Source organism: Qipengyuania sp., from assembly GCF_042095715.1.
In the GTDB taxonomy this organism is placed as follows: domain Bacteria; phylum Pseudomonadota; class Alphaproteobacteria; order Sphingomonadales; family Sphingomonadaceae; genus Qipengyuania.
The window spans coordinates 1-21320 of sequence record NZ_JBELMO010000023.1; the positions used below are offsets into that span (position 1 = coordinate 1).

General features: G+C 62.7%; 17 protein-coding genes. 10 read left to right on the top strand and 7 right to left on the bottom strand.

The window, feature by feature from the left end:
- Positions 1 to 120: 120 nt before the first annotated feature.
- Positions 121 to 1893, bottom strand: coding sequence for a sensor histidine kinase (locus ACFDTG_RS07590; protein WP_375290425.1), 1773 nt, complete (start codon positions 1891 to 1893; stop codon positions 121 to 123).
- 255 nt (positions 1894 to 2148) lie between these two features.
- On the opposite strand from ACFDTG_RS07590, the gene ACFDTG_RS07595 reads away from it, so the two are divergent.
- Positions 2149 to 2616 (top strand): Lrp/AsnC family transcriptional regulator, encoded by a 468-nt coding sequence (locus ACFDTG_RS07595; protein ID WP_375290426.1) that lies wholly within the window; start codon positions 2149 to 2151, stop codon positions 2614 to 2616.
- A gap of 24 nt (positions 2617 to 2640) precedes the next feature.
- On the opposite strand, the gene ACFDTG_RS07600 is transcribed toward ACFDTG_RS07595, so the two are convergent.
- On the bottom strand, positions 2641 to 4599 hold the full coding sequence (locus tag ACFDTG_RS07600; RefSeq protein WP_375290427.1) for a lytic transglycosylase domain-containing protein: 1959 nt from the start codon (positions 4597 to 4599) through the stop codon (positions 2641 to 2643).
- A 113-nt stretch (positions 4600 to 4712) separates the two neighbouring features.
- Here ACFDTG_RS07600 and dapA point away from each other — a divergent pair, with 113 nt between their 5' ends.
- Positions 4713 to 5597 (top strand): 4-hydroxy-tetrahydrodipicolinate synthase, encoded by an 885-nt coding sequence (dapA, locus tag ACFDTG_RS07605; RefSeq protein WP_375290428.1) that lies wholly within the window; start codon positions 4713 to 4715, stop codon positions 5595 to 5597.
- 128 nt (positions 5598 to 5725) lie between these two features.
- Here the strand turns inward: dapA and ACFDTG_RS07610 are convergent, their stop codons facing one another.
- Entirely contained in the window at positions 5726 to 6805 is a 1080-nt protein-coding gene (locus ACFDTG_RS07610) for a succinylglutamate desuccinylase/aspartoacylase family protein (RefSeq protein WP_375290429.1), read from the bottom strand.
- Between the two features lie 421 nt (positions 6806 to 7226).
- Here ACFDTG_RS07610 and smpB point away from each other — a divergent pair, with 421 nt between their 5' ends.
- The 4 genes from smpB (at position 7227) to recA (ending at position 12068) form a co-directional block, all read left to right on the top strand.
- Positions 7227 to 7709: an SsrA-binding protein SmpB gene (smpB, locus tag ACFDTG_RS07615; RefSeq protein WP_375290430.1), complete on the top strand. Its 483-nt coding sequence runs from the start codon at positions 7227 to 7229 to the stop codon at positions 7707 to 7709.
- Between the two features lie 108 nt (positions 7710 to 7817).
- Positions 7818 to 8417: a DUF2062 domain-containing protein gene (locus ACFDTG_RS07620; protein WP_375290431.1), complete on the top strand. Its 600-nt coding sequence runs from the start codon at positions 7818 to 7820 to the stop codon at positions 8415 to 8417.
- Positions 8414 to 10894 carry a response regulator gene (locus tag ACFDTG_RS07625; protein WP_375290432.1) on the top strand — a complete coding sequence of 827 codons (2481 nt, stop codon included), beginning with the start codon at positions 8414 to 8416 and terminating at the stop codon, positions 10892 to 10894. The genes ACFDTG_RS07620 and ACFDTG_RS07625 overlap by 4 nt, the downstream gene beginning before the upstream one ends.
- Before the next feature lie 109 nt (positions 10895 to 11003).
- Entirely contained in the window at positions 11004 to 12068 is a 1065-nt protein-coding gene (gene recA / locus ACFDTG_RS07630; RefSeq protein ID WP_375290452.1) for a recombinase RecA, read from the top strand.
- Positions 12069 to 12793: 725 nt separating this feature from the next.
- On the opposite strand, the gene ACFDTG_RS07635 is transcribed toward recA, so the two are convergent.
- Both ACFDTG_RS07635 and ACFDTG_RS07640 read right to left on the bottom strand, forming a co-directional pair.
- Positions 12794 to 13921, bottom strand: coding sequence for an acyltransferase family protein (locus ACFDTG_RS07635; RefSeq protein WP_375290433.1), 1128 nt, complete (start codon positions 13919 to 13921; stop codon positions 12794 to 12796).
- Positions 13922 to 14280: 359 nt separating this feature from the next.
- Positions 14281 to 14667, bottom strand: a complete 387-nt coding sequence (locus tag ACFDTG_RS07640) for a GNAT family N-acetyltransferase (RefSeq protein ID WP_375290434.1) — start codon at positions 14665 to 14667, stop codon at positions 14281 to 14283.
- Between the two features lie 136 nt (positions 14668 to 14803).
- On the opposite strand from ACFDTG_RS07640, the gene ACFDTG_RS07645 reads away from it, so the two are divergent.
- On the top strand, positions 14804 to 15256 hold the full coding sequence (locus ACFDTG_RS07645; RefSeq protein WP_375290435.1) for a GFA family protein: 453 nt from the start codon (positions 14804 to 14806) through the stop codon (positions 15254 to 15256).
- A 264-nt stretch (positions 15257 to 15520) separates the two neighbouring features.
- Here the strand turns inward: ACFDTG_RS07645 and ACFDTG_RS07650 are convergent, their stop codons facing one another.
- The gene (locus ACFDTG_RS07650; protein WP_375290436.1) at positions 15521 to 16561 is read right to left on the bottom strand and encodes an alpha/beta hydrolase; all 1041 of its coding nucleotides are present in this window, start codon (positions 16559 to 16561) and stop codon (positions 15521 to 15523) included.
- A 332-nt stretch (positions 16562 to 16893) separates the two neighbouring features.
- Here ACFDTG_RS07650 and ACFDTG_RS07655 point away from each other — a divergent pair, with 332 nt between their 5' ends.
- Genes ACFDTG_RS07655 through alaS form a run of 3 tightly spaced genes read left to right on the top strand, consistent with a single transcriptional unit; the run spans position 16894 to position 21063 of the window.
- Complete coding sequence (locus ACFDTG_RS07655) at positions 16894 to 17517, top strand: glutathione S-transferase family protein (protein WP_375290437.1); 624 nt, start codon at positions 16894 to 16896, stop codon at positions 17515 to 17517.
- A gap of 4 nt (positions 17518 to 17521) precedes the next feature.
- On the top strand, positions 17522 to 18346 hold the full coding sequence (locus tag ACFDTG_RS07660) for a class I SAM-dependent methyltransferase (protein ID WP_375290438.1): 825 nt from the start codon (positions 17522 to 17524) through the stop codon (positions 18344 to 18346).
- Between the two features lie 53 nt (positions 18347 to 18399).
- A complete protein-coding gene (gene alaS / locus ACFDTG_RS07665) occupies positions 18400 to 21063 on the top strand; it encodes an alanine--tRNA ligase (protein WP_375290439.1) in 2664 nt (887 codons plus the stop codon).
- A 67-nt stretch (positions 21064 to 21130) separates the two neighbouring features.
- On the opposite strand, the gene ACFDTG_RS07670 is transcribed toward alaS, so the two are convergent.
- Entirely contained in the window at positions 21131 to 21295 is a 165-nt protein-coding gene (locus ACFDTG_RS07670; protein WP_375290440.1) for a hypothetical protein, read from the bottom strand.
- Positions 21296 to 21320: the final 25 nt, after the last annotated feature.

A 21320-nucleotide genomic window follows, 5' to 3' on the forward strand; every position in this document is an offset into this window, starting at 1 on the left:
ACCCGCGACCTAGCCGTTATGAGCGGCCAGCTCTAACCGCTGAGCTACAGGCCCGCCGGTTGCGCACCAGCAAGGCCGCGCGCCTAGCCCCCACTTCCCCGGACTGCAAGCTTTCGCGTGTCATGTACGGTGATGCAATCGCTCCGCCGCACCGACGCGATCGCTATCGGGCTGATCGGTCGCGTCGTCCATCGGCAGGCAGAGAAGGAGGTGGTCAACACCGCCGCTAGTTTCTCGCGTCAGATCGCCGCCGGCCGCGCGGGCCTCCGCCCGGGCGAGGCGAAGGGTAAAGCCGCTTCCAAGAAGGCCGGTATCCAACTGGCTCGGCGCCGATCGCGCTTCGCCGGAAAATACGTCTGCCGAGCGGGCCAGAGCGGCTGGCAGCACCACGGTGAGGCGTAGCGTGTGATCCTTGCGATCCAGCGTCGTCGCGATTGTCTCGCCGCCTCCCATTGCCGCCGCGACGGTGCCCAGAATCCGCCAGGCGACATGCTCGGCGTTGTCGGCCGTTAGCGGCACCAAAGAATCGGCCACGCGACAATCCAGGTCCATTCGGGCGACTCGGGGCGAAAGGTTCGTGGAAAGCTGAGCCACCTGTCGCCGGACGATCAGTGCGAAATCGCATTGTCCGGAAACATCATCCATTGTGCCAGCCTCAATGTGGGCCAGGCGCTCGATCTCCTCGAAAGCGGCGAGCAGGCGGGCCGATTCGTGCGCGATGCTGGCGGCGTGTGCGCGGTAGGCGTGCGGGACGGGCCCGACCGTTTGCTGCTGGATGACTTCCGCAAACCCCTGAATTGCGGTGATCGGGTTGCGCAATTCATGGAGCAGCTGATGGATTTTCTCTGCCGTCTTTCTCGCGCGCAAGTTGGGCTCTGAGGTGGCGGGGCGGCGGCAGCGCCCTATAAAACCGGTGAATTGGCCCGCGGCGGGATCGAGCCGCGGCGCGACATCCACAATCCAGGTGCCCGATATGGCGGCTGGACCACTCCACTCGACCGTCGCGCCCTCGACCGGACGGCGGAATCTGAGCGCGGCTCCCAGAGGATCGGCCGGCGGCAGATGCGCGGGAGTGCGCGGTGCAAGCGGCGCACCCGTCAGCAGCGGAGCGTAACGACCTTCGGCCCAATCGATCCGACCGGCGGCGTCGGCGGTGAAAACGAAGGCGGGCGGCAGGTCGGCGGCCGGTTCATCCTCGTGATCTTCGCCCAGAGGGAGGCGCGGGGAGTCGGGGCTGTCTGTCGAGGCACGGTGCTCGCGGGCGCGCTGAAACGCCTCGATCCGGCCGATTAGCGCGGCGAGTTCGCCAGCGCTGGAATTGTCGTTTTGCCGCAACTCGTCCATGGTCTGTTCGGCGGATTCGATCCAATCAAAAACTGATTTGAAATCAGAATCTTCTGGTTCTTCGGACGACGATGATCGGACTTCGACCGGGTCGACCTGCGGGAAAGCCGGTTCGGGCAGAACGCGGTCCTGCACGCCCAGACGGTCCAGCAGTGAAATCGCCAGCGGCGGCAGGCTGCGGCGGTGGCGCAGCAGACCGCGTGCGCGAATGGGCAGTTCCGGGATCAGTGCCTGCCACTGTGCCTCGCTCAAGGTGGCGCGAGCGAGGGCGGCAAGAGCGATTTCGGCATCGGCCTGCGCCAGAAAGGCGAGCAGCTTGGACGTCCGGATCCGCGCGCCGACTTCGGCTACGATCCGCGCACGGTCGGCGATAGGCAACAGTCGAGCCAGCGCGTCGAGCCGGCGATAGGCCGCGCGGTCCAGCACCGGATCCGTGATCCCCGTGGGTTCGCCAAGCAGATCGATCAGCTGCCTGAACTGCACGCGCGCAGCGCGGGCGCCGGATGCGCGATGCTGCAGCACGGTGGCCAGGCGATCGTCGAAATGCACGAATGATTCCCTCTGCGGGCGGGAGACATCGCGTGTCTGCAGGTATCGCCGCCGTCGAAGCATTCATATCGCGCCCGTCGCCAACCCCCGAGGCCAGTTTTGTCCGACGTCGCAAAGCGGGACGTGGCGGGGCAAATACTTAATTGTTTCCTCCTGCGCTTTTTGATCATATGCTCATACGCAAGATTTCGCGGTGCCATCATTTCGCAACATAAAATGGCGCACGGACGTAACCGGGGGGCAAGAGGCAAACGGATGGCACATCTGGATCAGATCGATAAACAGCTGCTTGGCGAACTGCAGGACCAGGGGCGGATTACCAATGTGGAACTGGCGCAGCGCGTCGGCCTGACCGCGCCGCCATGCCTGCGCCGGGTGCGCGCGCTGGAGGATGACGGGATCATCCGCGGCTACCACGCCGATCTCGACCCGTCGAAGCTGGGCTTCACCATCACGGTGTTCGCCATGGTCTCGCTCAAGAGCCAGGCGGAGGAGGATTTGCGCGCGTTCGAGGATGCGATGCGCGATCTTCCCGAGGTGCGCGAAGTGCACATGCTCAACGGCGAGATCGATTTCATCCTGAAGATCGTGAGCCGCGATCTTCAGAGCTTTCAGGAATTCCTGACCAGCAAGCTGACCCCGGCCCCCAATGTCGCCAGCATCAAGACCAGCCTGACGATCCGCACCAGCAAGCACGCACCCGGCGTGCCGCTGGAACGCTGAGCAAGAACGTGGGGCTAACGCCCCCTAGCGCAGGAAATCGCCCGCCGTGCGCGGTGTGCCGAATTGCGCCCGGTTGGGATAAAGCTGTTCGTAATTCGCCGCGTTTTCCAGCACGCGCTGCACATAGTTCTTGGTCTCGTAGATCGGGATCTGTTCTATCCAGTCTACCCATGCGACCCCGCCCGTGCGCGGATCGCCATTGGCGCGCAGCCATTTGTTCACATTACCCGGCCCGGCGTTGTACGCCGCCACGGCCAGCGGATAGGCACCGCCGTAATAATCCATCATCCGGCCGAAATAGCCATCGCCCAAGCGGATATTGGTATCGGCCGATTCGATGAGGTCGGCGGACATGTAGGTGATGCCCATCTTGCCCGCCTGCTCGCGCGCAGTGCCGGGCATCAGCTGCATCAGTCCGCGCGCGCCGGCGTGGCTGATGGCATTTCCGGCGAACTGGCTTTCCTGCCGGGCGATGGCATGGACCATCGTCCAGTTGGTACCCGGCGGTGCGGGAACGACGGGATGGCCTTGTGCCACGAAATCGTAATGGCCGTCCGCGGCAGCGGAATCGGACAGGATCACGGCCAGATCGCGGCGCCCGATCTCCCGGGCAAGAGCGGCGACCAGCGCATGATCTTCCGGCGTTTGCGCCTGATCGGCAAGTTCGCGGTAGAACTGGACGCCCGTGCGCCATGGCGCGTCCCGAGCGACTTCCCTTACGGCGGCGACCAGCGGCTTCGCTTCGAAAGCCCGCGTCTGTTCCGGAGTGGGCAGGGCGAGCGAGGATCCGGCCAGCGAGGGCTGCGAGCGGCCCAGTTCCTTGAGCGCGAGCTGGCCGTAGAAACGATCGGCATATTGCGCGGCAAGGGCGTAATACCGGTTCGCTTCCGCCCGGTCTCCGCCCCGCGCCGCTGCGCGTCCTGCCCAGTAGAAGCCCTTGGAACGGGTAGGGGTGGTCTGTGCCGCGGCGCCATAGCGATAGAACATTGGGGCCGCGCGGCGGCCATCGCCCAGGTCCCACAGGGCCTTGGTGCCGCCCAGCCACATCAGCGAAGTGTAATCGTCACGCAGGCGATAGCTCTTGCTGGTGAGATCCGCCTCGTCGGCGAAGAGATCGTCCACCTTGCTCGCGATGCGTGCGGCGGAATCCGCTCCCGCACCCCGTGCGACACGCAGCATCTCGGTGATCATGGCTTCCTGGTCGAAGGGCAGCTTGCGCGCCTCCGGCCGGTTGGCAAGCGTCGCGATCGCGCCGGGAAGATTGCCGCTGGTGCGCTGATAGCGGGCGAGATTGTATATATAGCCCGGATCGCGCACCGCGTCGGCCGGCACGGACAGGCCCGCGCCTTCCGGCGATTGGCCCTGAAGCAGCGAAAGCCGCGCCATGGCCAGATCGCGGTCCGGCCCCATGGGAAGCTTCAGGATCTGCCGGACCGCAGTTTCTGCATTGCCTTGCCACAGCAGGGCATCCATCCGCGCGGCGTGATCTTCGGCGGTGAACTGACTGCCGTAAAGCCCTTCAAGATAGGCTTCGGCGGGGCCTGGCATCGCGCCGCCGCGCCAGGCGGCGCGCGCCACCACCGGCGCCTCGGGCCGGCCCTTGGTTGCCAGCGCCAGCGCATAGCGGGCCTTGGCCGCATTGGTGAGCGGCGGCTGCCGGTCGAAGAAGGCGATCAGCTGTTCGGTCGAGGGGGCATCGCGGTCAAGGGCGCGTTCCGCCCGGCGACGGAGCGTCTCGGTCTTGGGAAAATCGGGATAGCTTGTGACAAAATTGGCGTAATCGGAAAAGCCCAGATTGTCGCGCGCGGTCAGATATTCCCAGCGCGAGATCGCGCCCGCCATCCGTCCGGGCCCCTGAGCCACCAGATCGGTGCGCGCACGGTCCCAACTGGCCGCGTCCTGCGCGTAAACGGCACCACCGGTCGCCAGCACTGCCGTGCCGACGAGCATACGAAAAAGATAGCTATGACCCATGCTGGACATACTAGCCCCCGCCTCCTTATCAGGCCCTGAACACCGTGGGCGATAATACCGTTCTCGATACGACCGCCCGGCACGAAAAATCCCGTCTTCGGCCCAACGCAGGACTTCCCAAAATGTTCTCTGGCTCAATTCCCGCCCTCATTACCCCGTTCAAGGACGGCGCACTGGACGAAGCAGCTTTTCGCCGTTTGGTGGACTGGCAGATAGAGCAAGGCTCCACTGGCCTCGTCGCCTGCGGCACAACCGGGGAAGCCTCCACCCTGTCCAACGCCGAACACCATCGGGTGATCGAAATCTGCGTGGAACAGGCTGCTGGCCGGGTTCCGGTAATCGCGGGATGCGGCTCCAACGATACCAACAACGCGCTGCTTCACATGCGCTTTTCGCGCAAGGCGGGGGCGGCGGCGGGGCTCTGCGTGGCGCCGTATTACAACCGGCCGGGGCAGGCGGGCCTTATCGCCCATTTCAGCCATCTGGCCCAGAACAGCGATCTGCCCATCGTGCTTTACAACGTGCCGGGCCGCACGGTCACCGATATCGTGCCCGAAACGGTCTGCGAACTGGCGAAGCGTTTCCCCGACCGGATCGTGGGTATCAAGGATGCAAGCGGCGATCTGTCCCGCGTCGTCGATCACCGCATGGGAATTTCCAAGGATTTCTGCCAGCTTTCGGGTGATGACGAGCTGGCGCTAATGGCCAGTGCCGCGGGCGCGGTGGGCTGCATTTCGGTGACCGCAAATGTAGCGCCCGCGCTGTGCGCCGAATTCCAGTCCGCCTGCGCTGACGACGACCTGACGCGTGCACGCGAACTCAACGACCGGCTGTATCCGCTGCACTACGCCATGTTCGAAGATGCCAGCCCGGCGCCGGTGAAATATGCGCTCAGCCGGGTGCATGACTGGCTGAACCCGGACGTGCGCCTGCCGCTGGTGGAATGTTCCGACCATGCGAAGGCCGCCGTGGACGCGGCGCTGGATCATGCGGGGCTGCGGGGATAGCCCTTCGCCGGGGCCATATGGGCAGGGCGGATTAACTAGTCACCTGCGATGGGGATGCAAACCAAGCCGGGCGGGTGGGCTGGAAAGGCGATGGCCCGTATCGTCCGATCCTCAAAGCTTATCAGGATCTATAGCACCTCATCCTCGTCCAGCAGCGGCTGGGCGGGGCCTGTCGGTTCGCTCGCCAGGATCGCCTCTGTGATGGTCTCGATCCGGTCGCCGGCGTGTTCCAGATTGGCGACTTCGGCGATATGGAACACGGCATCACCCTGGTCGACCACGGGCAAAGTGGCGTGGCCGATGACGATCCCGTCGATGGGGCTGATGATGGGCGCGGGATCCTCCCCGAACAGTCCGGTGACATGGGCCAACGTCTCTCCCCTCAGGACGGTGTCGCCCGACTTGCAGGCTCGGTGAGTCACGCCGCCACGGGGGGCGCGGACCCAGGTGGAATGGTTGGCGCGGGCCGGGATGCCGACGTGGGTCAACCCGTCGTCGGCGGCGATCATGCCGATGTGGGCCAGCACCCGCTCGATCCCCTCGGCCCCGATCTCGATGGACAGGCGGTCGAAACGCAGCGCCTCGCCCGCCTCCAGCAGCAGCATCGGGGTATGGTGGCGGTGCGCCAGTTCGCGCATTGACCCTTCGCGAAGCGGGCTTTCAATGATTACCGGCGCGCCGAAGGCCATGCCCAGTTCCACCAGATAGGGATTGCCCGAAGCGATGCGGATCTGCGGCAGGTTGTAGCGGTGGACGGCGGCGGTGTGCAGATCGATGCCTAGCGAACAACGCTCGATCACATGCTCGAAGAAGGTATGGGCCAGTTGCGAGGCCAGAGAGCCCTTGGTGCTGCCCGGGAAGCTGCGATTGAGATCGCGCCGGTCGGGCAGGTAGCGGCTGTGCTGCATGAAGCCGTAGATGTTGACGGCCGGTGCCAGGATCAGCGTGCCCGCCAGCGACCGGGGGTCGAGCCGCTTCAGCAGCGTCTGGATGATGGCGGTGCCCACGATCTCGTCCCCATGGATCGCGGCGCTCACGAAAACGCAAGGGCCCGTGCGCGCACCATGCAGGACCTTGAGCGAAAGGTCGGCGGAAAACCCCGTCACCTGGCGGCTGACCGGGATGGCCACGAAGCGCTCTTCGCCGGGCGGGATCGTCTCGCTCCCGATAAGGAAAGGCTCGGTGGCCGCCGCGCTTATCTGGTTCATCGCCGTATCCCCCTTTCGCGATGTCGTCGCGGCACGGGGCGCTTGGCAAGCGGAATCAGCCGGGCGGGTTGTGCTTTTCCACGAACGCGACCGCAGCTTCCAGGATCTGCTTCCGGGTTGCCGTGCGCGAGAGCCAGTGATCCTCTTCATCGAGGGTCACCACCGGAGATGGCTTGCCCGCATCCTGAAACGGCGCAGCGGTAAATGCCGTTTTGCAGGTTCACTCGCCCCCAGGATACAGGAGCGGCGTGGATCGATAATGCTCCGTTCGACGAGCGTGGAAGATGTTGTTTCTCATCGAAAAGACCCTCTGTCCTTCACAGCCGACTATACCGCGCCGGATGGGAACGACAGTCGCGGCCTGCCAAATTCCCTCGGCACCTTTCCCTTTGCTTCGCGAGCGCCTACATCGCGCGCCCTTATGGCTCGACCAAAACCCGCAACCTTCGACAAGCAGAAAACCGTCGCGGACAATCGCCGCGCGAAGTTCGACTATTCGATCGAAGATACGCTCGAAGCGGGGCTGGCGCTGTCGGGCACGGAGGTGAAGGCGCTGCGCGCGGGCGAGGCCAGCATTCGCGAAAGCTATGCCGAAGTGCGTGACGGGCAGGTCTGGTTGGTCAACGCCAATATTCCGGAATATACCCACGGCAACCGGCTAAACCACGAGCCGCGCCGGCCCCGCAAACTGCTGCTGCACGGGCGCGAGATCGAGCGACTGTTCGGCGCGGTCGAGCGCAAGGGCATGACGCTGATCCCCCTTTCGATCTATTTCAACCGGACCGGCCGCGCCAAGGTCGAACTGGCACTGGCGAAGGGCAAGCAGACGGTCGACAAGCGTCATGCGATCAAGGAACGCGACTGGAAACGGGACAAGGCGCGGCTGATGCGCGATAAAGGTTGATAGGCGGGCAAATGGACATTGTGCGTTCAGCCTGACTATCCATATCGGGCAAGTGACCGCAGCCCACTTGCCCTCCGAAAACTGCCGTCGCATGGCGGCCTAGAGATCATGCGCAAACCCGAATCCAAATCCCGTTCGCGCAAGCGCTTCGTGCCCAGCATGCCCACGCGTGAGGAACTGGCCGAAAACAAGTATCTGGCACCGATAGCCCATAGGTTCCTGTCGCCGGAACTGTGGCGCTTCACCCGTCGCAGCGTGCCGCGCGGGGTGGCTTTGGGATTGTTCGCCGGCTTCATTGTGCCGCTGGGTCAGGTATTTCTGGCAGCGTTCCTGGCCTTGCCGGCTCGTGCCAATGTGCCGCTGGCGGCGCTGACGACGTTCGTCACCAATCCGCTGACCCTGCCGTTCTGGCTGATCGCCGCGAACCGGGTGGGCGCGTTCATGCTCGATATCGAGAGCCCGGTCATGTCGCAGGCAGCGGGTGATCTGGCGAGCAACAGCGGCGTTCTGGCGGGATGGTTCGAAACCGCGGGCATCACCGCTTTCGGTTTCGTGGTGCTGGCCATCCTTTCGTCGGCCATCGGCTATCTGGTGGCCAGCGCGGTGTGGCGTCTGGTCGTGGGCCGGAAGCGCCGCCGGCGTGTTGCCGCGGCCCATCTCCGCCGCGCCGCCCAGCAGCAGCAGCAGCAACAGGGCGAGTTGAGATGAACGCGCTGGCGGAGCGTTTGACGAGTCTGGAAACGGCCCCTCCCAAGCGCCTGGCAGCAGGGCTTGCGGCGGCGTTTTTCATTTCCACGCTCGTTATCTGGATTGCGGCGGGCTCCGGTCTCGTCGCCGCTGCCTATGCGGGCGGAGTGATCGTGTTGGGGCTGGCTTTGACGGCCCTGTCGCGGACGGCGAAACCCGTCGCCCTGACCGAAGCGTCCCTCCCGGACTGGACCGTCACTGCCGCCGCGATCGAGAATTCGCGTCGGGCCATCGCCATCACGGACCGCGCCAATCGCCTCGTCTGCGCGAACACCACCTACTCTGAATGGTTCGAGAACCTGGAATCCCCTACCGAGATCGGGTTTTCGGGCGTGAGTGGAGAGGCCGTCACGCTCGCCTCGCGACAGGCCTGGCGCGAGGGGAAGGGCGAGGCGCCCAAGCTGGCGCATGACGGAAGCGGGCGTCTCTACAGTCTCGATCTGCGCCGCGTGGGGCGGGGCGAGGATTATCTTGTCTGGACCTTTACCGAGAACGCGCCCGAGCGCAGCTATGACGGCATGGCGGAACGCCTGTCAGGCCAGTTCGGCCGGATGATGTCCCGCGCCGGACTGGAGTTCGCGCTCGTCAATCCGGAAGGGATCATCATCGGCCACACGCCCGGCCTCGCCGAGCGGTCGACCGGGGCATACGACGCAGAGATCAAGGGCAAGGAATTCGTCCAGCTGCTGCGCTCCGACGAGCAGGACCGGATCTATTTCGCCCGCGAAGGGCAGCAGGGTTCGCCCCAGACGCTGGTCAACATCCCGCTCGAACAGCGCAACAGCCGCGGCGCGGTGGCCGCCGAGGCTCCGTTCCTGATGCTGCTGATCGACAGCAGCGTGGGGATCGGGTCGAACTGGGACAGCCAGGCGGAAAGCGCCTTCCGGCAACTCGAGAGCCTGCTGCTGCTATTGCCTTTGGGCCTGGCGCTGACCGATCGCGATGGGCGTTTTCTCTTCGCCAACCAGGCCTTCCTGCGCGCGGTCGATCGCGAGGAAAAGGGGCTGCCCGCCTATCCCAGCGACCTTGTGGTACGTGAGGACAAGGCCGCCATCGCGGATTCGGTGCGCCGCTTCGCCAAGGGCGGCACTGCGGGCGGGGACATGGCCGTGCGGCTGGCGGGCGACAAGGAAGAGCCCGTTTCGATCGGACTCGCACATGTGCGGGGGCTGGGCGATGCCGCGGTGCTGCTTTCGATCACCGATTCCAGCGAGGAAAAGCGCCTTCGCCGGCAGGTGGCGCAGGCGACCAAGATGCAGGCGGTGGGCCAGCTGGCGGGCGGCGTGGCGCACGATTTCAACAACGTGCTCACCGCGATCATCGGCTATTGCGATCTGATGCTGCTGCGCCACACGCCGGGCGACAGCGATTACGACGACATTCAGCAGATCAAGGCCAATTCCAACCGGGCCGCCAGCCTGACGCGGCAGTTGTTGGCCTTCAGCCGGCAGCAGACGCTGCGCCCTGTCGTGCTGCAGGTGCCCGACGTGGTGAGCGAGGTCAGCCAGCTGCTGAAGCGGCTGCTCGGCCCGAGCATCGAATTCACTGTCCGGCACGATCGCGAGCTGGGGCCGGTCCGCGCCGATCCGCAGCAGCTGGAACAGGTCATCATCAACCTCGCCGTCAACGCGCGCGACGCGATGCAGTCTCACGCTGCCAAGCTGGGCCAGGATGCGGTCGGGCGTCTGACGCTTGCCACCCGCCGCCTCACCGCGCGGGACGTGCGCAAGATGGGCATCGATATCATGCCGGCCGACGACTACACTGCGTTGATCGTGCAGGATACTGGAGGCGGCATTCCGGAGGCGGTGCTGAACAAGATCTTCGAGCCGTTCTTCACCACCAAGGAACAGGGCAAGGGCACCGGGCTGGGCCTGTCCACCGTCTACGGCATCGTGAAGCAGTCCAACGGCTTCATTTTCGCGGACATTGTGCCGGGCAAGGACGGCGCGCCCGCCGGTGCCCGCTTCACGGTCTATCTGCCTGTCTACAGGGGCGAAATGCCCGCCGCACTGCGCTCCAACGAGGAGGCGAGGGAGCGCGCAAGCGAATGGTCGGGTGGCGCCAGCATCCTCCTCGTCGAGGACGAGGACATGGTCCGCGCCGTAGCGGAACGCGCGCTGACGCGGTCGGGCTTCACGGTGACGGCGGCGCGCGACGGGGAAGAGGGGCTGGGCTTCGTCACAGCTGGCAAGGGCCCCTTCGACCTGGTGGTTTCCGACGTCGTGATGCCAGCAATGGACGGGCCCGCCATGGCCCGCGCGATCCGGCAGGTCATGCCCGAGATCCCGATCCTGTTCATGTCCGGATATGCCGAGGAACAGCTCCGGAACCAGATCGATATCGACAACATGTTCTTCATTCCCAAACCTTTTTCGGTCCAGCAGATCGGCGCCAAGGTGGCCGAGGTGTTGAACGCGCAGTCGGTCTCCGCCTGACCGCGGAATTATTTTCGTTCACCACTTGTTCTTTTGGAACGAAACGCGTACATAGCTTCGTGTGGAAGAGTCGCTCCCCGGCTCTGGCTATCGCGAGGAGGCATGTGCCATGGCGGCCAATCTGAAGCTGGTGGAAGGCAAGAACGTGGATACGGATCGTCAGAAGGCATTGGATGCGGCGCTCGCGCAGATTGATCGCGCGTTCGGCAAGGGTTCGGCGATGAAGCTGGGCCAGAAAGAAGCGATGCAGGTCGAATCCATTTCGACCGGGTCGCTGGGTCTGGACATTGCGCTGGGCGTGGGCGGTCTGCCAAAGGGCCGCGTGATCGAGGTCTACGGGCCTGAAAGCTCGGGCAAGACCACGCTGGCGCTGCATGTAATTGCCGAGGCGCAGAGGAACGGCGGCACCGCCGCCTTCGTGGATGCCGAACATGCGCTGGACCCGGTCTATGCCAAGAAGCTGGGCGTCGATATCGATGAGCTGATCGTCTCGCAGCCCGACACGGGCGAGCAGGCTCTGGAAATCACGGATACGCTGGTCCGCTCCAATGCGATCGACGTGCTGGTGGTGGACTCGGTCGCCGCGCTGGTTCCGCGCGCCGAGATCGAAGGCGAGATGGGCGACAGCCACGTTGGCCTTCAGGCCCGGCTGATGTCGCAATCCTTGCGCAAGCTGACCGGCTCCATCAACCGGTCCAAGTGCATGGTGATCTTCATCAACCAGCTGCGCATGAAGATCGGCGTGATGTACGGCAATCCGGAGACCACGACCGGCGGCAACGCGCTCAAGTTCTACGCCTCGGTCCGGCTCGACATCCGCCGGACCGGCCAGATCAAGGATCGCGACGAGATCATCGGCAATGCGACGCGGGTGAAGGTGGTGAAGAATAAGGTCGCCCCTCCGTTCAAGCAGGTGGAATTCGACATCATGTATGGCGAAGGCATCTCCAAGATCGGCGAGATCCTCGATCTCGGCGTCAAGGCGGGCGTGGTCGAGAAATCGGGCAGCTGGTTCAGCTACGACAGCATCCGCATCGGTCAGGGCCGCGAGAACGCCAAGACTTATCTCAAGGCAAATCCCGAGATCTGCGACCGCATCGAAGCCGCGATCCGCGGCAAGGAAGACGAGGTCGCCGAAGAGATGATGACCGGCTCCGACGCCGACGACGAATAGGGGCAAGTCTTTGTCGCTGCCCAGGGGGCGGCAGGCTGGGGCACCCATCAGAATTTGCCTAAAAACGGCGCACCGGGCACCTGCCCGTGATTCCCGGTGCACCGCCCCGGACGGGCTCTTTTCCGTTCGCGCTCGTCTCCTGCCGAGACTGTCCCCGGCGCGATTGTCCCGTCCTACCTGGCGCGGGCGGGCGGCGGCACCACTCCCCGCCCCCCGCCGCGCCGGCTTTTGTTTTGACCCCGCGTCAAGCAAGGCAACTGCGCGGTCGAAACGGGTACGTTCTGATGTTTGAATACTATTCTTGGCTCTAATGCAGAGCAGTAATTTACCAAAGCGAGCAAAGAGTTATCGCTTTCTTTGGCCAAACGACCCATGTCCCGCTTGACTTCACGTCCAAGTCGCGATGGGGATTCCCGAACCGGATCGAAACGGGATACAGTGATAGGAATGCCGAGTAGCGGAAATGGTTCTGGACACGCTTGCTCCCGGTTTGGACCATCACGATACCTCAAGCGAAGGGCTACAATGACGCTTCCCGCCGAGAAAGCCGCCATTCTGCTGATAACTCCATTGCCATGGTTTCTGAATCCATATTCAGACGCCCGATCTCCAGCCTGATTTTTTTCGACGATGCATGGCTCCCCGAGATACGCGGCGACGATGCCAACGCTTTGCGGTCGTGCGGCATGACATTACCATGGAAAGATCGTAACAACTCGGCCTAATTAGGTTGCGAAAGAGAGCCGTTCCCGCGGCTGTGTCCGCTGAGCATAGTATGACCGTGCCGGACGTTCGATATAAATAAAGGATAGACGCGCGACAGTCAAAAGAAGCGTGAGGTAGAATAATAAGAACGCCGGATGTGAAACTACCACTCGGCTTCCCACCAATCCATCAAGAACGAGCAGTAGTAGAAGCTGTATAGGAACGTGCCAAAGGTAAATTCCATAAGTAGAGTCGCCCAGCCAGCGGACATGCTGGAGCGCTTTAGAGATAGCACTATACTCAAAACTTGCCAATAGGAGGAACGACGGGGGCAGGATCATCGGAAGAATGTCGCTAATGCCGAAGGGGGCCGCGCTCACGATAACGACTACCGTCATTGTCGCGCCAATCCCGAGCGCGGGGAGGAGCAACGGTCTTTTACGCAGTAGGAAAAAGGCTGCGTAAACCGCTGTTCCAGCGAAAAAGTAGTAGGCGCACTGACCGATAAAGTCGCCGACCAGTCCCGATGCCCAGATGAAGTGCGATATTAAACAAGCAGAAGCGGGACCGATGAGCCCGCGCCGGTAGAGGAACGGCAGAGTTAACCAAAATACAGCATAGATCAGCACTTCTACAGATACCGACCAGATCGGGCCGTTGAAGGAATGTCCGTTCTGCAAACCCCAATTCGAAGCGAAAATCAGTTGGAGCAGTAAGTGTGCTGTGTCGTTCCAGATGTAAATTTGGAATGTACCGAGGGATGCGAGGCGCACATATTGGAGAGTAGCAACCACCAGCAACGTAATGAGGTGGAGCGGATATAACCTAGCAAAGCGGCTGACCACGAAGCTCCGCGTTGTGGCTTCTCGCCCGATGTAGACTGCAGCAAATACAAACCCAGAAATCATCCAGAATATCTGAACTGCGATATAGCCGTAGTTATAGAACGGGCTGAGCATTCCGCTGAGCGGAAGATGCGCGGCATGTCCGGCAATCGGAGCTTCGGTGCCCGGTGGGAAGAAAAAATGGACATAGTGATAGAGGGCTACTGCAAGAGCTGCGACGCCCCTGACTAAATCAAGGGCATAAAAGTGTCTCTTGCTGCCGCCTATGGGAGCAGAGACGCTTAGCCAGAGCCCCGAGTTCATCCAAGCGACCAGCAACGATAGCGTCGCGCAAGACAGGGCAGAGGTGCAAGCGGGGGAGCATGATGACTGGGGTAAACCACGGCACAACCGTTAGCCTCCGAAGTCTAAAGAATTCTATACCGCCTGCATGGAAGTGCGCGTGATGTCTGCCCGCTTCCCAGCTAATTGCAGATATAGGGCCGCCTCCCCGCATTTCCTGAAGGCGGATGTGCTGCTCCTACGCAACTCTCCCCAAAAGTGGTAAGGGTACGGACAATCCTGATGCCAAAAAACAAGTTAGCTCTTTTTCGAAAGCGGACGCACCATGTGAACCGCTACGGTTCCATGATCGTGCAATGTCTCCTTTTCAAAACAATATCCTAGGCCTTTGATAGAGCGCGATATTTTCGATCATCAGTTTGTTGGTGTAGAGGCGGGTGGCAGACAATCTTTGCTCGCGCTAAAGCCTCTGCATGTCGCATCAGACGGGTGCCATAGCCTCGACCTTGGCAATCAAGATCAACAGCGACATTCACCATCATCAGTTCCGTATCATGAGCAACGGTTTCCACCAAGCCAACCAGGACTTCGTTTCGATAAAGACAATCAAAAGGATGCCGATGAATAGCCGTATTGTAATCTGCTGTTATCGGCCGTGGCTTTCGCGGCGTTACAGGTAGCCACTTCTGATAAGCCCTTAGTGTCAGATCACGGACCTCATCGACCTGATCAAGAGACGCTCGCCGTATTTCTAGCTGTTCGCTCATGCGGAATAGTATAAGTGATTGCCGAAAGCGGGCAATCGCAAAACAACGGTAATTGCGGACTTTCCTACCGTGGCGCAGAATTCCAATATCTGCTATTGGAGATCAGACAAATTGATTCTGGGAGGGGAGAAGCACGATGAAAGGTGAATTGACAGGAAGGTGCGCTCGTGGAGCGGTCACCTATTTACTTCGTGTGGGCATGCGAATGAGCCCCTATGCCTGTCATTGCACCGAATGCCAGGCCCGGACGGGCAGCGCTTTCAGCGAACATATGCTCATTGCTCGAAGAGACCTTGAAATCGACGGTCAACTTGACGTTGGAACATTGATGCAACCCAGCGGAGCGAAATCATCCATTTACGGTTGCGCGATCTGCAAGGCGCGCATTTTTGCCGAGAATGATCGACGCGAGGGATTTGCTTCGCTTCGCTGTGGCACGCTCGATAACAGCGTCGATATAGTGCCGAAAGCTCATCTCTGGGTTCAAAGTAAACAGAAATGGCTTCAATTGCCTGCTGATGCAGTGACAATGGATCGTCAACCTCAGACGAACGATGAATGGCTGCAATTAATAGGACTTGTCCAATAGCTGTCGATCAGATGCCCACTCCGAACTTGGATTATCGAGCCGTTGGGCAGCGAGTTCGTTAGCCTCATGACGGCTTTGCAGTACGTCCGGCCAAAAGCCGAGCCCGTGTCAGCAACCCCGATTGCAGTCGACGCGGCAAAGCCCGGCTTGGGGGGGCGCGACCGGGGGCCTGCGGATGGCTGGACCGTCACTCTCCTTCCAGATTCCCCATGCCGAAATCTTCGGGTCCGAAGTTGCCTGCGGTCAACGTTGCGCCCGGCTTCATCAGCAGGCACCAACCGTAAAAGGCGCCGGGGGCGGCATTCTTCTCGGCCCAGCTTGCTGGCCTCGCAATTTCACTGCGGCATGGTCCCGCGTCGATATTGGCCCGCGCACCCCGTGTGTATTGCGGAGCCTTGCCGCTATCGTAAAGAAACGGGATGGGGCTGCCCGTATACGCGCCGGCTTCAGAAAAAGCGTGCGAAAGGCATCGAGCCAGCCCATCAGGGCCATGGTACGGTGCTCCTCACTGCCCGCACGGTCCACGAAGACCCATTTCAATCCATCGGGCGCGCTGCTGCTGAAGGCGGACACCAGCGTTTGCAGCCATTCGCCTGACCGGTTGCCGACACCCTCGTCGCCCATGGTGATGTATATCCGCCGGTCCGAGGGCGCCTGGGCGGCGGGCTTCGTTGCGGCCTCGTCCACCACGCGTCCTTCATCCCACCAGACGCTGGGCGTGAGCGCGATATAGTCGTCGAACAATTCCGGATTTTCGAGTAGGGTATCCACCACGAACACGCCCCCGAGCGAGGCGGCCGTCAGGACCTTGCGATCCGTTCGGTAACGAGAGGTCGCCCATGGAATGACATCGCGCGCGAGAAACTCACGGAACTTCGGTGCGCCGTCCGGCTGCATCCGATCTCCGAAAATTTCGGTCAAAGTCTCCGGTTTCATCCGTTCGAGCGGAGGCGTGAGTTCCGCATAGCGATTGTCCGTGCGAACGCCGATGAGGATGAAGGGCTCGAAACTGGTCGAGAATTCGGCTTCCGCGGCGATGCCGGACAGTAGCTCGAAATCCTGTTCCGGGCCGCCGTCGACCGAGAAAACCACGGGGTATCGCCGATCAGGATCATCGGCATAGCCGCGCGGCAGTCGCACGCTGATCAGTTTGGTTTCACCATAGACGCTTGATGAAATCTCGTGCGCGGAACCGATTACGATCGGTTTCCCCTCCGGATCGGCAAGAACCGCATGTCCGGCATCATCCTGTGCCAGAAGAGGTTCAGCGATGCAGGCGCCCAAAATGGCGGCGCCTAACGCCATGATTTGCGTGGCAATCTTCACAGAGTAATACCTGACATACGAACTTCGTCGTGCCAAGCCGCTACAATATAACCCCTGCCAACGTGCTTGCGTATGACACGGGCCGCCGCCGAGGTATCATCCGAGCGCAAGTCAGCTCCGATTCGAAACCGCCCGACACCTGGTGTCCCGGTGTCCGCGCAGGGAGAAACCGGCGGGGCGGTTTCTAGCTTACCCGCCTCTCGATATACCGGCCCGCGCTTTTGCCGTCTGCCGCGACCATACGCCCCATGGATCGCGCGCCGTCTTCGTGTAGGGTTACGCGCAAATCACAAACCCACGGGAGACCCGCCTTGATCACCGTCCACCATCTCAACAACTCGCGCTCGCAGCGCGTCCTCTGGCTGCTGGAAGAGCTTGGCGCGGACTATGAGATCGCCGCGTATCAGCGCGATGCCACGACCAATCTGGCGCCGCCGGAGCTGAAGAAGGCTCATCCACTAGGCAAGTCGCCGCTTATCGAGGATGATGGCTTGAGGGTGGCAGAGAGCGGCGCGATCATCCAATATCTGTGCGAGCGGCACGGCGGCGGAGGATGGCTGCCCGATCCGGTAAGTGAGGACCATGTGCGCCACCTCGAATGGATGCAGTTCGGCGAAAGCAGCTTCTTCGTACCGGTCATGCTCAAGCTCTACGCAGGGCGCCTGGGCGATGCCGCCGCCCCGCTGATGCCGCGCGTGGACGAGCAGCTTGCCGCCCACATCGCTTTTGCGGAGGACAATATCGGCGACAATCTCCACTTCGTGGGCGACGACTGGACTGCCGCCGATGTCATGATGAGCTTCCCCGCGGAAATTGCACTGATGCAGGGCTATGGCGACAAGGCCCCCCGGCTCGCGAAGTTCGTGGAGGCCATCCACGCCCGCCCCGCCTGGCAGCGCGCCCGCGAGCGCGGCGGCCCCTATTTCAATTGGTAATCGGGTGACGGACACCCGCGAGTGGACCGGTCGGGTCGGATCGAGCTGGGCGGAGCAGTGGCAGCGCACCGACCGCAGCTTTCGCGCGCTGACCCCGCACTTGCTCGATGCCGCGCGGGCGGGCCCGTTTGCCCATGCGTTGGATATCGGTTGCGGTGCGGGGGAGATTACCTGTGCGCTCGCCAGCGCAGACGGGAGGGCGCATGTGACCGGCGTCGACATATCTGAGGATCTGCTGGACGTCGCGCGAACACGCTGCGGTTCCCTGCCTAACACCGCCTTCGCGCTCGCCGACGCAGGCAGCTTCACGCCGCCGCATGGTCCCGATCTGCTGGTGTCGCGGCACGGGGTGATGTTCTTTGCCGATCCCGTCGCCGCCTTCTCGCACTTGGCCGAAAGGGCCGCGAGGGATGCCCGTCTTGTTTTTTCCTGCTTCCGCGCCCGCGCGAAGAACGAATGGGTCGGTGCGGTGATGGGAGTGCTGGACGATCCGCCCGCGCCGCCCGCCGACGATCCTGGGGCGCCCGGTCCCTTCGCCTTCGCCGACCGGGACCGGGTGGCCGACTTGTTGGCGCGCGCTGGCTGGCGCGATACGGCGTTCCATGCGCTCGATTATCCCATGATCTTTGGGGAGGGGGCGGATTCGGTCGCGGACGCGATCGACTACCTGCTCCACATCGGCCCTCTCGCTTCGGCGCTGGCCAATCTGGGTGACGAGGCGCGCCGCACCGCGCTCGAACGATTGGGCGATTTGCTGGAGAACGCGCGGGAGGGAAACCGCGTTTCCCTGCCCGCAGCGGCATGGATCGTCACCGCCCGCACACAGTGACCGGTTTAACGCGCTTGTGACAGCGCCGCGCATTGCCTAATTCGGTCGGCGATATGACTTCAACCAACGATATTCGTTCGAGCTTCCTCGATTTCTTCGCCGCCCAGGGTCATGCCAAGGTGCCCAGCGCGCCGCTGATCCCGTTCTCCGATCCCACGCTGATGTTCGTCAACGCGGGGATGGTGCCGTTCAAGAACGCCTTCACGGGGCTGGAGACGCCACCGGCGCCCACCGCTACCAGCAGCCAGAAATGCGTGCGCGCGGGCGGCAAGCACAACGATCTGGACAATGTCGGCTATACCGCGCGGCATCACACCTTCTTCGAGATGCTCGGCAATTTCAGCTTCGGCGATTATTTTAAGGAACAGGCGATCCTCAACGCGTGGACCCTGTTGACGAAGGAATGGGGTCTCGATCCTGAAAAGCTGCTGGTAACCGTCTATCATACCGACGATGAGGCCTTCGATCTGTGGAAGAAGCTGACCGGCTTCGGCGACGATCGCATCATCCGCATCCCCACCAAGGACAATTTCTGGGCGATGGGCAGCGATGGCCCGTGCGGTCCGTGCTCCGAAATCTTCTACGATCACGGCGATCACATCTGGGGCGGCCCCCCGGGATCGCCCGAGGAAGACGGGGACCGTTTCATCGAGATATGGAACCTCGTCTTCATGCAATTCGAGCAGGCGGCGGACGAGATTGTGGGCGAGTTGCCCAAGAAGAGCATCGATACCGGCATGGGGCTGGAGCGGATTTCCGCAGTGATGCAAGGCGTGCATGACAATTACGATATCGACACTTTCAAGGCGCTGATCGCGGCAAGCGAGGCGCTGACCCATACGAAGGCCGAGGGGGAACGGCAGGCGAGCCACCGGGTGATTGCCGATCACCTGCGCTCCAGCAGCTTCCTGCTCGCCGATGGCGTGCTGCCGTCCAGCGAGGGGCGCGGCTATGTGCTGCGCCGGATCATGCGCCGCGCCATGCGCCACGCGCATCTGCTGGGCGCGGCCGATCCGCTGATGCACCGCCTGGTGCCTGCACTCGTCACCGAAATGGGGCAGGCCTATCCTGAATTGCAGCGCGGCCAGCCGCTGATCGAGGAAGTGCTGGAGCGAGAGGAGAGGCAGTTCCGCCGTACCCTGGAGAAGGGCCTCAAGCTGCTCGACGATGCGACGGACAGCCTTGGCGAGGGGGGCGAGCTGCCTGGCGAAACCGCATTCCGCCTCTACGATACCTATGGGTTCCCTTACGACCTGACCGAAGACGCGCTGCGTCCGCGCGGAATCACGGTGGACCGGGCGGGTTACGATGCTGCCATGGCCGAGCAGAAAGCCGCCGCGCGGGCCGCCTGGAAGGGCTCGGGCGAGGCGGCGAGCGAGGAGCTGTGGTTCGACATCGCGGAGCGTGAAGGATCGACCGAGTTCACCGGCTACACCGCCACCACCGGAGAAGGCGCGGTCGTTGCCATTGTCAAGGACGGCTCCGAGGTCGAGAGTGTGGGCGAGGGGGACGAGATTACCGTGCTGACAAACCAGACCCCCTTCTATGGCGAAAGCGGCGGGCAGAGCGGCGATGCCGGGCGCATCTGGACGCCCGAGGGGCTGGAGATGTCAGTCGAGACGACCAACAAGCCGCTCGGCCGGCTGCACGCCCACAAGGGGCGGATTACGGGCGGATCGGTGAAGGTGGGCGACAGCGTGCATCTTTCCGTCGATACCGAGCGGCGCGACCGTATCCGTGCCAACCATTCGGCCACCCATCTGGTCCATGCGGCGCTACGCGACCGGCTGGGCGAGCATGTCACGCAGAAAGGCTCGCTGGTGGCGGAAGACCGTTTCCGCTTCGACTTTTCGCACCCGCGCCCTTTGTCCGAAGAGGATATCGCGGCAGTAGAGGCGGAGGTTAACGCGGAAATTCGCGCTAACGAGCAGGTCGGTACGCGGTTGATGAGCCCGGATGAAGCGGTCGAAGCGGGCGCGCTGGCGCTGTTCGGGGAGAAATACGGCGAAGAGGTCCGTGTGCTTTCCATGGGACGCCGTCGCGACGGCAGCCGCAATTACTCGGTGGAGTTATGCGGCGGCACTCACGTGCGTGCGACGGGCGACATCGGGCTGTTCAAGATCGTATCCGAAAGCGCCGTATCCTCCGGTGTGCGGCGGATTGAGGCGCTGACGGGCGAAGCGGCTCTCCAGTGGCTTAACGCGCGCGACGAGGCGGTCCGTGCCATCGCAGGTGCGCTGAAGACCAGCCCCGACGATGCGGCATCGCGCGTTTCGGCGCTGGTGGACGAGCGCAAGCGGCTCGAGAAGGAACTGTCGGAAGCAAAGAAGGCGCTTGCTCTGGGCGGCGGGGGCGGAGCCTCTCCCGTGCAGGCGGACGAGAATGTTGCCGGGGTCGCTTTCTCGGGACAGGTCATCGAGGGGCTGGAGCCGCGCGAACTGCGTCCGTTGCTCGATCAGGCGAAGCAGCGAATGGGATCGGGCGTGGCCGCGATCTGCGCGGTCAACGATGGCAAGGCCGCCTTCGCCGTGGCTGTAACCGACGATCTCACCGACCGATATAGTGCGGTCGAGCTGGTTCGCGTGGGGGTGGAAGCGCTTGGCGGCAAGGGGGGCGGGGGGCGCCCCGACATGGCGCAGGGTGGCGGACCCGATGGCGAGAAGGCCAGTGCGGCCATCGCCGCCGTAAAGGACGCGTTGGCCAAGGTGGCTGCCTGATAAAAGCCGCCCGGCCCATCGGGGGACGGGCCGGGCGGCTTAATTTTTACAAGTCGCGGGATTCTTACTAGCGGCGATGGTTGCTGGAGTTGCGGGTTTCGGGCTCACTGCCCCGCGGCACATCTTTGCCTCCGGTATCGGCGGGCATGTTGGGCTTGTTCTCCGGATCTTCCGTCACGTTCTGTGGCGCGAACTTTTCCTTGTTCGGCGTGGGTTTGGTGGGATCGCTCATGTATTCTCTCCTTCACCACACCAAC

Bases quoted from the DNA above. Each gene is read 5' to 3' on its own strand.
- ACFDTG_RS07645 (WP_375290435.1), top strand. From the start codon at position 14,804: ATGAAAGGTGAATTGACAGGAAGGTGCGCTCGTGGAGCGGTCACCTAT.
- ACFDTG_RS07670 (WP_375290440.1), bottom strand. From the start codon at position 21,295: ATGAGCGATCCCACCAAACCCACGCCGAACAAGGAAAAGTTCGCGCCA.
- ACFDTG_RS07650 (WP_375290436.1), bottom strand. From the start codon at position 16,561: ATGGCGTTAGGCGCCGCCATTTTGGGCGCCTGCATCGCTGAACCTCTT.
- ACFDTG_RS07600 (WP_375290427.1), bottom strand. From the start codon at position 4,599: ATGTCCAGCATGGGTCATAGCTATCTTTTTCGTATGCTCGTCGGCACG.
- smpB (WP_375290430.1), top strand. From the start codon at position 7,227: ATGGCTCGACCAAAACCCGCAACCTTCGACAAGCAGAAAACCGTCGCG.
- ACFDTG_RS07640 (WP_375290434.1), bottom strand. From the start codon at position 14,667: ATGAGCGAACAGCTAGAAATACGGCGAGCGTCTCTTGATCAGGTCGAT.
- recA (WP_375290452.1), top strand. From the start codon at position 11,004: ATGGCGGCCAATCTGAAGCTGGTGGAAGGCAAGAACGTGGATACGGAT.
- ACFDTG_RS07595 (WP_375290426.1), top strand. From the start codon at position 2,149: ATGGCACATCTGGATCAGATCGATAAACAGCTGCTTGGCGAACTGCAG.
- dapA (WP_375290428.1), top strand. From the start codon at position 4,713: ATGTTCTCTGGCTCAATTCCCGCCCTCATTACCCCGTTCAAGGACGGC.
- ACFDTG_RS07610 (WP_375290429.1), bottom strand. From the start codon at position 6,805: ATGAACCAGATAAGCGCGGCGGCCACCGAGCCTTTCCTTATCGGGAGC.
- alaS (WP_375290439.1), top strand. From the start codon at position 18,400: ATGACTTCAACCAACGATATTCGTTCGAGCTTCCTCGATTTCTTCGCC.
- ACFDTG_RS07635 (WP_375290433.1), bottom strand. From the start codon at position 13,921: ATGAACTCGGGGCTCTGGCTAAGCGTCTCTGCTCCCATAGGCGGCAGC.
- ACFDTG_RS07625 (WP_375290432.1), top strand. From the start codon at position 8,414: ATGAACGCGCTGGCGGAGCGTTTGACGAGTCTGGAAACGGCCCCTCCC.
- ACFDTG_RS07620 (WP_375290431.1), top strand. From the start codon at position 7,818: ATGCGCAAACCCGAATCCAAATCCCGTTCGCGCAAGCGCTTCGTGCCC.